Here is a 12,787-nt window from a genome sequence, read left to right as displayed (position 1 = left end):
GGGGGACATTTCAGTCATGAAACAAAAAAGTGCTTCGGGAATGGTGAAAAAAATATTAAACAATCCCATCAGCGGCCCCTATATTGCGCTGATCATCCTGCTGCTGATTGCCAGCATGATTTCACCGATTTTTCCCACATTTAAAAATATTACTAACATCCTACGGCAGGCATCCATTGTGGGCGTGGTCAGCATCGGCATGACAATGGTTCTGCTCATAGGAGGAATTGACCTTTCCGTCACCAGCATTATGGCAATTGCAGCCTGTGTGATGGCAAGAATGTCTGAGCCCTATGTGCAGGCCGGCGGTACCGGCATCTATTTAGGACCGGTGCTTCTGGTGATGTTAGTCGGCTTTATCATCGGCCTGATTAACGGCAGTATCATTGTGTGCAGGGGGGTAGAGGCTTTCATCATTACCCTTGGCACGGGGCAGGTGCTGCGGGGACTCAATTACATATATACCAACGGAGCTCCGGGAGGCTCGGTTTCCAAGTTCTGGTCCAATTTTGGTTCCAAGTCCCTGGGAGGGATCATCCCCTATGCTGTGGTGCTGTATGCGGTCCTTATGATTATTTTCATGGTGCTGCTTCACAAGACAGTATTCGGGCGCCATATCTATGCCATAGGCAGCAATTCGGAGGCAGCCAGGCTCTCCGGCGTAAAGGTGAAATTCCATAAAATTATGGCATACGGTCTTTGCGGCCTGACCGCATCCATTGCCGGCGTCATGCTGGCAGCCAGAGTCCGGGTAGGAGAGCCAAACGGCAGTACCGGCTATGATATGGATGCCATTGCGGCGGTGGTCATCGGCGGGACATCCATGGCAGGAGGACGGGGCTCCTTAATCTGTACCCTTGCAGGCGTGCTGATCATGGCTGTAATGAACAACATACTGAATCTTTTGGGAGTGAATCCTTACCTTCAAATCGTGATTAAAGGTCTGATTATACTGGTGGCGGTACTGATTCAGAAGAAAAATAAATAATGCAGGACTGCTATGAGAAAACAGAGGTGAGCATATGAGCGAATACGCATTGGAAATGCTTGACGTGACCAAGACATTTTCCAAAGTGACCGCTTTAAATCATGTGGACTTAAAGGTAAAGGAAGGAGAGATACACGCTCTCATTGGAGAAAATGGTGCAGGAAAATCTACCCTTATGAAGGTTCTGTCCGGGGTTTACCAGGCAGATTGTGGGACTGTGCGCATTTTTGGGGAAGAAACGCATTTTCATAACCCACAGGATGCCATTGATAAGGGAATTGCCATCATCTATCAGGAGTTAAGCCTTGTCCCTGATTTAAATGCGGTTGAGAATCTGATGCTGGGGCATGAGATTCATAAGAACCATTTTATAAAGAAAAAAGAGGAAGAAGAATTTGCGGAAAAATGGCTGGACTATGTGAGTGCCGGGACCATCCCGGATTATCACACTCCGGTCCGCTGCCTAAGCGTTGCACAGCAGCAGATGATCGATATCGCAAAAGCAGTATCCTATCATGCAAAAATCATTATTATGGATGAGCCTACGGACAGTCTGACCCAGAAAGAAATCAATGTGCTGTTTCAGATTGTGAGAAAGCTTAAGCAGGATGGAATCACGGTGATTTACATATCCCACAGGCTGGAAGAGTTGTTTGAAATCTGCGACCGGATCACGGTGCTTCGTGATGGAGCCTATGTGGACTGCGCTAATATTGCGGATGTGAATAAGGACTGGCTCATCGGTAAGATGATCGGCCGGGATCTAAAAGACACCTTTCCGCCCAGACGCCGGGTGCATTCAGAGGAAGTGGTACTTGAGACCATCAATTTATGCGGGGAGCGGTTTCAAAATGTATCCTTCCAGCTCCACAAAGGAGAGATCCTGGGATTTTCCGGTCTGGTGGGTGCAGGAAGAACGGAGGTTATGCGGGCCATATTCGGAGCGGACAAAATCTGCTCCGGAGAAATGAAGCTTTTTGGACAGCCGGTGCATATGACCCACCCCTGTCAGGCGGTGGAACTTGGCGTGGGATTTGCCACGGAGGACAGGAAAGCCCAGGGGCTTTTCTTGAACCAGACAATTAAGGACAATATCGCCATTGCTTCCCCCAAGCGGGTTTCCACCAAAGGCTTTGTAAGCGGGAAAGAAGAAGTAAAGCTTGCAAACCAGTATATGAAGGAATTAAAAATTGCAGCGCCAGATATCAATAAGGTCTGTAAATTCCTTTCCGGAGGAAACCAGCAGAAGGTGGTGCTGTCCAAATGGCTGGCATCGGAATGCAGGATATTGATCCTTGACGAACCCACCAGAGGAATTGATGTAGGGGCAAAGTATGAAATTTACTTACTGATGGACCAGCTGGCAAATGCGGGAGTCAGTATCATCATGATTTCTTCCGAAATGCCGGAGATCATGGCAGTATCAGACCGCATGATCGTAATGCACGAGGGGACTGTGACCGGGGAAATTACTCATGAAGATTATACGGAAGAAAATATTATGAAGCTTGCCAGCGGCGAAAAACGGAAAAAGGAGAGTTGACTTATGGGATACAAAGAGACATTATTTCAGCCGGTCATGATCGGCAGCAGAGAGTGTAAAAACCGGTTCTTCGCACAGCCCATGGAATGCGTGGATTCTGATGCAGAGGGAAATCCAACGGACTTAACCTATGAGCGGTATGAAAACCTGTATAAGGGCCAGTTCGGTCTGGTGGATCTAGAGGCGATCACGGTTACCAATGAAAGCCGCGCCAGAAAGACCCAGCTGGAGATCATGCCCCGCAATGAAAAAGCCTTGGAAAAATTCATCCGCAGACTGAAAGAAGTAAATCCCGACGCCCTGATCGTATTCCAGCTGACCCACTCAGGAGAGATCAGCGTGCCGGAGTTTTCCAGAAGGGTCTGTGTGAAACCGATGTACGGGCTGGGCGGCGATATCCTGACAGAGGAAGAAGTGGAAAATATCATGGACCAGTTTGCCCTGGCATCAAAGATCTGTCAGAATGTGGGCGCAGACGGCGTTGATATGAAGCTTTGTCATGGATACTTAGGTTCCCAGATCATCCGCCCTTATAATGACAGGGACTGGAAATACGGCGGCTCCTGGGAAAGGCGTTCTGCCTTTGCATACGATCTCATGGAGCGGATCCAGAAAGCGGTAAACTTTGATAAGAACTTCCTGATTGGTTCCAAAATGTCCATGTGGGAAGGCTTCCCCGGCGGCTTCGGCTCTGCCGGCCCGGACTCTCCGCTGATGGATATGACTGAGCCTATCGATTTAATTCAGGGTCTGGAGAAAATGGGAGCCTCTTATTTTGTGGAATCTCTGGGTAATGTACACTCCAGTATGAGCTTTATGGAAGCGGCTACCAATGATCCGTACTTTTCTTATCTGCACATTTATTTTGCAGATTTAATGAAGAAAGCCCTGAAGCCGGAAACAGTTGTAATCGGTTCCCATTTCTCATCCTTCCGGGGAGGAAAGAACAAGCTGCTGTCCATTGAGCCGGAGAAATCCTCCCTGTTTGCAATGGGAGCAAGATGCATTGAGGACGGCATGATGGATATGGTAGGCTTAGGCCGACAGTCCTTTGCAGACCCGTTAACTCCTTTAAAACTTAAGGAGGGCCGGGAACATGAGATCAAGTACTGTACCCAGTGCATGAACTGTGAGGAGCTGATGATACGTCAGCAGCCAGTCGGCTGTGTGGCATTTAATAAACCTTACACCCAGCGGTTTGTGGAAATTCGAAAGACCATGGGGAAACTGACGGAGCTGCATACCTGATGTCTGACAGTTATATAGGATCCCGGCATTCCCAAAGAATCCGGCTGATCCATGATTACGTTTATCAAATAAAATTTACATACAAAGAAAGGCAAAAAAATGAAAGAATTAAGAAAAGACGTATTGACAGTAAAGGATATTGCTTACATGATGGACCCAAGTGTACTGAAATTGGATACGTCGATCAAAGATGTAGAGGCTATGGTAGAAGCTTGTAAAAAGTATGATTTTGGCTCTTGCTTTTGCTGGCCATGCTATTATCCTGAGCTGGTGGAACTGTTAAAGGGAACAAACACCGCTTTCGGTACCTCCCTGGCATTCCCTTCCGGTCAGGAAACCACAGAAACAAAAGTATACCTGGCTCATGAGTTCATGAAGCTGAACCCTGTGGAAAATGATATGGTAATGAATGTGGGCTGGCTGAAGGCAGGGCTTTATGATCTGGTACTTGAAGATATCAAGGCAGTCCGTGAGGCTACCAAGGGAACCTCTTTAAAGGTTATCATTGAAGCGATGCTCTTAACTGATGAAGAAATCATAAAAGCCAGTGAGCTTTGTATCGAAGGTGGCGCAGATTATGTCAAGACAGGAACCGGATTCTCCCAGAATCCTACAACCCTTCATCACGTAGAACTGATTAAGGCAACCGTAGGCGACCGTGCGAAAATCAAGGTAGCAGGCGGAGTCAGGGATTTAGACACACTTCTTAGAATGTATAAGAGGGGAGCATGCAGATTCGGTATCGGCTTAAGCAATGCAATAAAGATCATCGAGGAAGTGATTGCAATGGGACACGATATTGATATGTCAACGATTGATTAAAAGCTGATGAGAGGCTGTTGCAAAATAAACTGAATATGCCTGATATTGTATATAGGAAGTAATACGATTGCAATACAGAGCATATATCATAGTTTTGCAGCAGCCTAAAGCTTTTTTAATCTCATCAAGTAGCGCAGCGGATAGCGAATATCCGATTGACAAGGAGGAACGAAAATAATGGGAAAACTTACAGGTAAGACCGCATTGATTACAGGTGCTTCAAGGGGCATTGGGGAAGGAATTGCAAAGGCGTTTGCAAAACATGGTGCAAAGCTGATCCTTCTGGATATTTCAAGTGATGTAGACAGGCTGACAGAGGAGCTAAAGGCGGAGGGAGCTTCCTGTGTGGCGGTACGGGCGGATGTCCGGGATCTAAAGGCAGTTGAGGCTGCGGTTGCAGAAGGTAAGCGTCAAATGGGAGATATTGACATCCTGGTGAATAATGCAGGAGTATGCAGACTGGGAAATTTTCTGGATATGAGCGAGGAAGACCGGGATTTCCATATTGATATCAATATTAAGGGTGTGTGGAACGTGACCCGGACCGTGCTCCCGGAAATGGTGGATCGAAAGGATGGCCGGATCGTCATCATGTCCTCGGTAACAGGGGATATGGTAGCTGACCCTGGCGAAACAGCGTATGCACTGTCAAAGGCAGCCCTGGTAGGGTTCACAAAATCCCTTGCAGTAGAATTTGCCGGATCGGGCATCCGTGTCAATGCCATATGCCCTGGATATGTGCGTACACCTATGGCAGAGAGCATCGCACGGCAGTCGGATCCCGCTGATCCTGAGTCTGTGCTGACGGAGATGGCAAAAGCTATCCCCATGAGACGGCTGGCGGCTCCCATAGAGGTGGGAGAGCTGGCGGCATTCTTAGCTTCGGATGAATCCAGCTATCTGACTGGTACCCAAACGGTTATTGATGGGGGAAGTACATTGCCGGAAAGCGTCAGTGTCGGGGTGTAGTTCATGATCATTTCAAAGGGAATTGTGCTTCTCATGGCCCTTTTTCTGCTTGCAGGCGGTCTGGATAAAATCGCAGGCAACCGTTTGGGCCTTGGGGAAGAGTTTGAAAACGGCTTCCATGCCCTGGGTCCTCTGGCCCTTACAATGGCTGGGCTTACCAGCCTGTCACCCTTACTGGCCCGGTGGCTGTCTGGGGGAGTGGGGGCACTGGCTGCAAAGGCAGGAATAAATCCTGCCATGGCCCCGGCTCTGCTGATACCGGTAGATACAGGCTGTTATCCCCTGGCCCATGCCATGACTTCTGATGGAGCGGCAGCCGATTTCGCTTCCCTTATCGTTGCCTCCATGCTGGGGGCTACCGTTACGTTCAGCGTGCCGGTGGCCTTATCTATTATAAGGAAAGAGGACTACGGCTGTATGGCTATGGGGACAATGGCAGGGCTCATTGCCATCCCGGCCGGCTGCCTTGTCGGTGGATTGATGATGGGGCTTTCTCCTGGGACCGTTTTATGGAATCTGCTTCCGGTATTTGCGTTTGCTTTGGTTCTGGCAGCAGGCTTATTTCTCTTCCCCCAGAAGACCATTCGGTTTTTTGTGTGGTTTGGCAGAGGGGTGGTGGCAGTCATTACCATGGCACTTATTACGGCATGTGTCCAGGAAGTGACCGGGTTCGTAGTGGTGGAAGGCATGGCCCCTTTAAAGGATTCCTTTATCATCCTTGGAAATATCGCGGTGATGCTGGCAGGAGCTTATCCCATGATGGCATGGATCCGCAAAAGACTGCAAAAGCCCCTAAGGAGAGCCGGCAGGTATCTGGGGGTGAATGAAACTGCTATGGCAGGCTTTCTGTCAACCCTGGCCAACAATGTCCCCATGATGGCAATGGTAAAGGATATGGATGACAGAGGAAAGGTATTAAATTTTGCCTTCGCCACCTGCGCAGCCTTTACCCTGGGGGATCATCTGGGTTTTTGCTCTGCCGTTGCACCGGAGCGGATCCTGGCCATGGTTTGCGGGAAGATGGCAGGCGGTATTCTGGCCGTGGCCATTGCTTCTATTCTGCCTGGGATGGGCCGGAAGAAGAGCTCTGTCAGACCTTCAACTTAAACTCATGGATTTTTTGGTATTTACTTTGTTTTAAGTGTATGCTATGATGAAAAAACTCGTCATAATTGATGGAGAGCATAATCCGCCAAACACATGAATGGCGTAGAGGAATGAGAACCCGATGATGACATCATGGAGTACAAAAATATGAAAAAAGCACTTATATTTGGTATTATCGGATCTTTCTTTTTTGCATTTTCATTTGTGCTGAATCGCAGCATGCATCTGGCCGGAGGAAGCTGGATTTGGAGTGCAAGCCTCCGCTACCTGTTTACCTTTCCGATCTTGGCTCTGATTGTGGGAAAACATCACGGGTTTTGGCAAGTCCATAAAGTCATAAGAAAGAATCTTTTAAATTGGCTTATTTGGAGTACCGTCGGATTTGGTCTTTTTTATGCACCCATATCTTATGCAGCCGATTATGGGGAATCCTGGTTGATTGCGGCATCCTGGCAGGTAACAATCGTAATGGGTATATTATTGTCTCCTGTATTCCACAAGCGTGTACCGATAAAAAATCTATGTATATCAGGATTTATTTTAATCGGAGTTTTTCTTTTGCAGGTACATAATATTGCAGATTTGGATATTAAGATAACCCTTATGACGCTGCTTCCCATCCTTATTGGGGCTGTCTCCTATCCTTTGGGAAATAGAAAAATCATGGAGGCAAGCGGAGATCAGCTATCTACAATCCAACGAACTTACGGTATGACGTTATGCAGCCTTCCTTTCTGGTTCGTTTTATCTGTATTCGGTCTGGTAAATGCCGGGGTTCCTTCTATAAATCAGACCGTACAATCCTTATGCGTCGCGGTTTTTTCCGGAGTGATCGCAACATTGCTGTTTTTTAAAGCCACCGATTTGGTTAAGTCAAACCATAAGCAGCTTGCTGTTATAGAATCTACACAGTCAGGCGAGGTCATATTTACCTTGCTGGGAGGCATTTGGCTCCTTGGGGATTCACCGCCTGATGATTTGGGAATTATCGGCATATCGTTTATTGTGTTCGGTATGATCTTCAACAGCATGATTGTGTCCTTTTTTAATAAGTCAGAGATTAACCCGTAACGAAATGGTCTTTACCTGCCAGCCTGTGGTAATTTTGCCGGCAGTTTTTGAATTCACAGCGGCGGCTTTGAAATGATAGAATTTCAGGGCCGCCGCTTTTGTGTTTTTATATTATTGCAAAAACAATAAGTCACCATTTGTTTTGATCCGTATGAACTTGAAAGTCCCTTGATAGTCTGGTAAAATTAGGAACAGATCATTTTGTTTGCAGCCGTCAAGTAATATAGGAGGCTGAAGTAAAAAAGGCAGCCGGCATGTGAAAGAAATAACAGAAGGGTATGCCGTCAGGATAAATAAAGATGAGAAAGGAAAGGGTATATGAGCCAGAAACTTCTTACCCCAATCCTTCCGGATACAATGGATTTTGTTCTGGAAGATATAGATGAATTATACCGCAGAAAAAACCAGGAGGAGGCGGTAACAGATGTTCTTCTAAGGAATCTTCATGTAACGGAAGAAGACCTTTCCCACATGCGCTTTTCCGCTGTTATATTTGAAAACTGCATATTCCAGGACTGCAGCTTTGAAAAGGGGGAATTTACTGACGTGGTGTTCCGGGCCTGCGACATATCCAACTGCAGTTTTGAGGACAGCTATTTTAACCGGGCGGAATTTTCCTCCTCTAAGGGTATGGGAACAAAATTCTGCGGGAATACCATGCTCCATACCGTAATTAAGGACTGCAATTTCAACTATGCTAATTTCGATTCATCCAGACTGGAACACATCCGCTTTTCCGATACCCAGGTCCGAGGAGGGTCCCTGACCCAGTGCCGCTGCAAGACGGTGGAATGGAACAGGGCAAATTTGGAAAATGCCAGTTTTTTTAAAACCGTGATGAAAGGAATGGATTTTACCAACAGCACCATACAGGGGTTGGTGATGTCTGACAGCTGTTCGGAGGTCAGGGGCGCTGTGGTAGACTTATACCAGGCGGCGGAACTGGCAAAGTATCTTGGCGTTGTCATAAAAAACTGACCGTATGAAGCTCTGACACGTTTCTGGATCAAATATGAGGTTTACAATGATCACTCATGTGATAGAATGGTTATAATTATGTTGCAAGATAAGCGTTTATTTAAGGAGGCGGGCTTTTTTATGATGGAACCCTCAAAAGCTGCATAGCACGGGTTATGCAGTGAAAATAGATAAGTAATTGTATAGCCTTTGCTATTCCTGACAGTAAAATTATGTTTGGGAGGCAGCGATGCGCTATCAGAAAGCGAATGAGATTTTACCGGAAGAGCTGGTGGAATTAATTCAGAATTATATAGACGGGGAATATGTTTATATCCCCAGAAAACAGGAAAATAAACGAACCTGGGGCCAGAGGACAGGTGCCAGAGAGGAAAGGAAGCTCCGGGACTTATCCATCTATGAGGAATACCTTTCCGGCGTATGCGTGAAGCTTTTGGCGGAGCGCTATTATCTGTCCGAGAAAAGCATCCAGAGGATCGTACTTCAGGAAAAGAAAAATATGAAATTGGAATAGGGCGGCGCATCAGTAAGAAAATGGTGCGCCGCCTTTTCTTTGTTCCATAAGAGAGTATGAGGTGGGATGAAGAAAGAGGGCGTGTTACAGTTGTCGAAAGAAACAATTGTAAAAATGGAGAAAGAACATGAAACGAAATTTACGAAAACTATGGATCGTCACGCCGGACCAGCTTCCAGCCATCATAAGAAGATGCCCGAAATGCGGGAAAAAGACGGAATTTATAAACAGCGGAAAATTCAGGGTCAATGCCAATGGCCGCCTCATAGATGTCTGGATGATTTACCAGTGCGGACAATGTAAGACCTCCTGGAATATGGCCATATGGGAGAGAAGGTCGGCCGGCCGCCTGGAGAAAGAAGAATATGAGGGATTTTTTAAAAATGATCCTGATCTGGCGGCAAAATACGGAAATGACAGAGATTTATTTGCGAGAAACAAAGCGGAAGCGGCGGCCTCAAAGGCGGAATATCACGTGACAACCGTTGATACTGCATTTCCCTGTGGGGAAGATCATGCCATGGAGATCGAGGTAAGGATTCCGCCTGGATTTGATTTGAGGGCAGATATTTTTTTAATGCAGCAGTTGTCCGTATCCAGAAGCAGGATAAAGAAATGGTGTGAGGACGGGTTGATTCTAAGCGGCGGACAGGTATTGTCTCCGAAAGGGAAAATCAAAGACGGGATGCTTTTACAGGTAAAAAAGGAAGCCTTCCGGCCGGAACGGGAAGAAGAGTTTAAAATGATTCAGTATCATATGGTTTAAATTCCTGCTTTTCCAGCTCTTTCCCGCCGGATCCGGTCCTTTTTTCCAGAAGAAACACAGTCATAAAAATGGTATATCCGATCAATACTGCCCCTGCAGTCAGCCATAACCCAGGTATGGCAATCCGGTCTACAAACAGACTGCAAAAAAGGGACGCACTCATGGAGCCTGCCTGTAGAAGAAAGGAACCCAAGGAAAGAACACTTGCTCTTAAATACCCCGGAGTATATTGGTTGATCAGAGTATTTTCAGCTACACTTCCGGTTCCAAGGAGCAGATAAATACTGCCATACCCCAGGATAAAGAGCCAAACATTTTTCTGTAGTGCCAGAACGAGCAGAGCGCAGCCAAGAAAAAAACGGCTGATGCTGTAAATTTGCCATTGACAGCCGGGAAATTTCTTCAGCAGCCTTTGGCAGAAGGAATTTCCCATCGCTGCCATTAAAAATCCGGCAAAGGACAGTATACCCAGAACCCAGGTTCCTTCTGTGAGTTTTGAAATCTTTAGATAAGCCGGCTGCCAGTAGGTCTCAATGGAGATGAGGAAAAAACCGGTAAACAGCATGCCTGCCAGAATAAATGGAAAGTCCTGTTTCGACAGGACTGCTTTTACGCCTCTCTTTACATGCTTGGTGAGGGGAATCCGCTCTCCCCGGCGGCCGCATATTTTATCCTCACGGATTCCAAACAGACAGAGCCCAAAGGTAACTGCTGTAAATACGCCGCGGGCCAATATATTTCCGGTGAAAGAATCTCCTATACAGGAAAGAAAGCCACCGAGGATACATCCGGCCGCAAGCCCGGTCTCTTCCAGAATGCCAAGGCGGGCAGACACTGCAGGGAGACATGTCTCTCCCTTTTCCTGCAGAGCCTGATCCACGATGAGGGCATCTAAGCTTCCGGAAGAAAAGGCTCTGCTGATCCCATTAAGAAGAATGCAAAACAACAGCCAAATCCAGTTGTCCGCAAACAGAAGCAGGCTTAAAGACAGCATCTGGCATGCGCCGGAAATAAGGAAAACTGTTTTGCGTCCGTACAAATCTGCACAGATTCCGCTGGGCAGCTCAAAGCAAAGAACCGCAGCGGAATAGGAAGCGATCAAAAGTGGCAGTGTCTTTAGATCGGCTCCCCGGTTCAAAAGAATTAAATTCAGCACCGGCAGAAGAATTCCCAGGGATACATAATTGAGAAAAACAGTCAGCTGCTTTTTGTTACTCATGAGAATTCTCCTCTGCATTGTAAAGAATGAATGCGTACTCCCAGGGGGATTTTTCTGCAGAAGGAATGGCATGCCGGTCCAAATAATCCGTGATCATCATCAAAAGCTCTTTGCCTTCTCCCTCGGAAAGATGTATGACACCGGTCAAGATATCCCCTAAATTCCACGTACTTTCCGGCTCGGCAGAATTGTACCGCTCCAGATACTTCTTTTTCTGAGACAGAAATCCCTCATAGGTACTGGCAATCTGCTCCTGGACGAGAACTTCCTTCTGCATATTATTCTCATCGGGATGATCCAGTCCAATCTGGACATTGACATAGGTGGGTTTGTAATATCTAGCGGTAATTCCATTGATCATTTCTGTATGATCCAATTCCACGACTCCCAGTGAGCCTAGTTTTTTTATATGATGCTGGACGCTGGAAGGGGATATCTCCAGTTTTTCCGACAGCTGCTTGGGTGTCATAGGGATTCTGGATCGCCCCAATAGTCTAAGCAGCTTCTGTCTTACAGGATTCATGTAGATTTCCAATTCCTTTTTTGTAGATAACGTAATCTTTTCCATATTCCTTTTTCTCCTTATTCCTGTGATATCATTACATAAATTGTAACATTACATAATATGTAACGTCAAGCGAAAAACGAAAAAGGTCTTATAAGTTTCGCAGATACATATCTTATGTATTGGTTAAATAGTTAAAAAGAATTGATATTTATGGAAAAGCCTCTTGACAATCAGGAAATAGTATTATATTATAAATGTAGTTGATAATAGTAATTGTTACTGATATTATATTATCAATAAGGTAAAGCGAATATTCTTATTTCGCTTTGCCGCAGTCAAAACCTACACACAGCGATACAGCTGTTTCCGAGGGGGCCTGGCCTCCACGGAAAAAGTACAGCTTCCGCCCATAGAAACAGCGGAAATTCCTGATAAGTTAACATTAAATAAAAATATAAAAATCATAGGAGGTATTTATTATGTCATTAATCGGAACCGAAGTAAAACCATTCAAAGCGCAGGCTTATCATAACGGAAAATTTGTAGAGGTCACAGAGTCAGATTTTAAGGGCAAGTGGAGCATCATCTGCTTTTATCCTGCGGATTTCACTTTTGTTTGCCCGACGGAACTGGAAGACTTACAGAACAATTATGAGACATTTAAGAATCTGGGTGCGGAAGTTTATTCCGTATCTACCGATACTCATTATACTCACAAGGCATGGCATGACAATTCAGAGGCTATACGCAAATTGACCTATGTCATGATTGGAGATCCCTCTCATACACTTTCCCGCAATTTTGACGTACTGATCGAAGCAGATGGACTTGCGGACCGCGGTACTTTTATCATTGACCCGGACGGCATCATTCAGTCGGTAGAGATCAATGCCGGAAACATTGGCCGTGATGCAAACATTCTTATTGATAAGATCAAGGCCGCCCAGTACGTAAGAACTAATCCTGGCGAAGTTTGCCCGGCGAAATGGAAAGAGGGCGGAGCCACACTGAAACCAAGCCTTGACCTGGTAGGAAAAATTTAAGGAGTAAAGAT

At 46.2% G+C, this 12,787-nt stretch carries 13 protein-coding genes; 11 read left to right on the top strand and 2 right to left on the bottom strand.

Annotated elements, in window-relative coordinates; all coding sequences use genetic code 11:
* Nucleotides 1-16: 16 nt before the first annotated feature.
* The 10 genes from AC27IJ_RS14210 (at nucleotide 17) to AC27IJ_RS14165 (ending at nucleotide 10,006) form a co-directional block, all read left to right on the top strand.
* The gene (locus AC27IJ_RS14210; protein WP_312445221.1) at nucleotides 17-988 is read left to right on the top strand and encodes an ABC transporter permease; all 972 of its coding nucleotides are present in this window, start codon (nucleotides 17-19) and stop codon (nucleotides 986-988) included.
* Between the two features lie 34 nt (nucleotides 989-1,022).
* Nucleotides 1,023-2,531 (top strand): sugar ABC transporter ATP-binding protein, encoded by a 1,509-nt coding sequence (locus tag AC27IJ_RS14205; protein WP_312502191.1) that lies wholly within the window; start codon nucleotides 1,023-1,025, stop codon nucleotides 2,529-2,531.
* A gap of 3 nt (nucleotides 2,532-2,534) precedes the next feature.
* The gene (locus AC27IJ_RS14200; protein ID WP_312445223.1) at nucleotides 2,535-3,779 is read left to right on the top strand and encodes an oxidoreductase; all 1,245 of its coding nucleotides are present in this window, start codon (nucleotides 2,535-2,537) and stop codon (nucleotides 3,777-3,779) included.
* Nucleotides 3,780-3,878: 99 nt separating this feature from the next.
* Nucleotides 3,879-4,601 carry a deoxyribose-phosphate aldolase gene (gene deoC / locus AC27IJ_RS14195; RefSeq protein ID WP_312445225.1) on the top strand — a complete coding sequence of 241 codons (723 nt, stop codon included), beginning with the start codon at nucleotides 3,879-3,881 and terminating at the stop codon, nucleotides 4,599-4,601.
* A 177-nt stretch (nucleotides 4,602-4,778) separates the two neighbouring features.
* Nucleotides 4,779-5,570, top strand: a complete 792-nt coding sequence (gene ucpA / locus AC27IJ_RS14190) for an SDR family oxidoreductase UcpA (RefSeq protein WP_312445227.1) — start codon at nucleotides 4,779-4,781, stop codon at nucleotides 5,568-5,570.
* A 3-nt stretch (nucleotides 5,571-5,573) separates the two neighbouring features.
* Nucleotides 5,574-6,677, top strand: a complete 1,104-nt coding sequence (locus tag AC27IJ_RS14185) for an ethanolamine utilization protein EutH (protein WP_312445229.1) — start codon at nucleotides 5,574-5,576, stop codon at nucleotides 6,675-6,677.
* A 147-nt stretch (nucleotides 6,678-6,824) separates the two neighbouring features.
* Nucleotides 6,825-7,748: a DMT family transporter gene (locus AC27IJ_RS14180; protein ID WP_312445231.1), complete on the top strand. Its 924-nt coding sequence runs from the start codon at nucleotides 6,825-6,827 to the stop codon at nucleotides 7,746-7,748.
* Between the two features lie 318 nt (nucleotides 7,749-8,066).
* Nucleotides 8,067-8,726: a pentapeptide repeat-containing protein gene (locus AC27IJ_RS14175; RefSeq protein ID WP_312502190.1), complete on the top strand. Its 660-nt coding sequence runs from the start codon at nucleotides 8,067-8,069 to the stop codon at nucleotides 8,724-8,726.
* A gap of 229 nt (nucleotides 8,727-8,955) precedes the next feature.
* Complete coding sequence (locus AC27IJ_RS14170) at nucleotides 8,956-9,240, top strand: CD3324 family protein (RefSeq protein WP_312445234.1); 285 nt, start codon at nucleotides 8,956-8,958, stop codon at nucleotides 9,238-9,240.
* 127 nt (nucleotides 9,241-9,367) lie between these two features.
* Nucleotides 9,368-10,006, top strand: a complete 639-nt coding sequence (locus tag AC27IJ_RS14165; protein ID WP_313260443.1) for a DUF1062 domain-containing protein — start codon at nucleotides 9,368-9,370, stop codon at nucleotides 10,004-10,006.
* On the opposite strand, the gene AC27IJ_RS14160 is transcribed toward AC27IJ_RS14165, so the two are convergent.
* The gene (locus AC27IJ_RS14160; RefSeq protein ID WP_312445238.1) at nucleotides 9,978-11,225 is read right to left on the bottom strand and encodes an MFS transporter; all 1,248 of its coding nucleotides are present in this window, start codon (nucleotides 11,223-11,225) and stop codon (nucleotides 9,978-9,980) included. The two genes, AC27IJ_RS14165 and AC27IJ_RS14160, sit on opposite strands and share 29 nt — an antisense overlap.
* The gene (locus AC27IJ_RS14155; RefSeq protein ID WP_313153262.1) at nucleotides 11,218-11,793 is read right to left on the bottom strand and encodes an ArsR/SmtB family transcription factor; all 576 of its coding nucleotides are present in this window, start codon (nucleotides 11,791-11,793) and stop codon (nucleotides 11,218-11,220) included. Before AC27IJ_RS14155 ends, AC27IJ_RS14160 begins: the two co-directional genes overlap by 8 nt.
* 419 nt (nucleotides 11,794-12,212) lie before the next feature.
* On the opposite strand from AC27IJ_RS14155, the gene ahpC reads away from it, so the two are divergent.
* The gene (gene ahpC, locus AC27IJ_RS14150) at nucleotides 12,213-12,776 is read left to right on the top strand and encodes an alkyl hydroperoxide reductase subunit C (RefSeq protein WP_312445241.1); all 564 of its coding nucleotides are present in this window, start codon (nucleotides 12,213-12,215) and stop codon (nucleotides 12,774-12,776) included.
* Nucleotides 12,777-12,787: the final 11 nt, after the last annotated feature.

The sequence above is a fragment of the Lacrimispora sp. YZC11 genome (genome assembly GCF_057543815.1).
This window is presented reverse-complemented; position numbering and strand designations above follow the sequence as displayed.

Coding starts and splice junctions, on each gene's coding strand:
- AC27IJ_RS14210 (WP_312445221.1), top strand. CDS start 17: ATGAAACAAAAAAGTGCTTCGGGAATGGTGAAAAAAATATTAAACAAT.
- AC27IJ_RS14205 (WP_312502191.1), top strand. CDS start 1,023: ATGAGCGAATACGCATTGGAAATGCTTGACGTGACCAAGACATTTTCC.
- AC27IJ_RS14200 (WP_312445223.1), top strand. CDS start 2,535: ATGGGATACAAAGAGACATTATTTCAGCCGGTCATGATCGGCAGCAGA.
- deoC (WP_312445225.1), top strand. CDS start 3,879: ATGAAAGAATTAAGAAAAGACGTATTGACAGTAAAGGATATTGCTTAC.
- ucpA (WP_312445227.1), top strand. CDS start 4,779: ATGGGAAAACTTACAGGTAAGACCGCATTGATTACAGGTGCTTCAAGG.
- AC27IJ_RS14185 (WP_312445229.1), top strand. CDS start 5,574: ATGATCATTTCAAAGGGAATTGTGCTTCTCATGGCCCTTTTTCTGCTT.
- AC27IJ_RS14180 (WP_312445231.1), top strand. CDS start 6,825: ATGAAAAAAGCACTTATATTTGGTATTATCGGATCTTTCTTTTTTGCA.
- AC27IJ_RS14175 (WP_312502190.1), top strand. CDS start 8,067: ATGAGCCAGAAACTTCTTACCCCAATCCTTCCGGATACAATGGATTTT.
- AC27IJ_RS14170 (WP_312445234.1), top strand. CDS start 8,956: ATGCGCTATCAGAAAGCGAATGAGATTTTACCGGAAGAGCTGGTGGAA.
- AC27IJ_RS14165 (WP_313260443.1), top strand. CDS start 9,368: ATGAAACGAAATTTACGAAAACTATGGATCGTCACGCCGGACCAGCTT.
- AC27IJ_RS14160 (WP_312445238.1), bottom strand. CDS start 11,225: ATGAGTAACAAAAAGCAGCTGACTGTTTTTCTCAATTATGTATCCCTG.
- AC27IJ_RS14155 (WP_313153262.1), bottom strand. CDS start 11,793: ATGGAAAAGATTACGTTATCTACAAAAAAGGAATTGGAAATCTACATG.
- ahpC (WP_312445241.1), top strand. CDS start 12,213: ATGTCATTAATCGGAACCGAAGTAAAACCATTCAAAGCGCAGGCTTAT.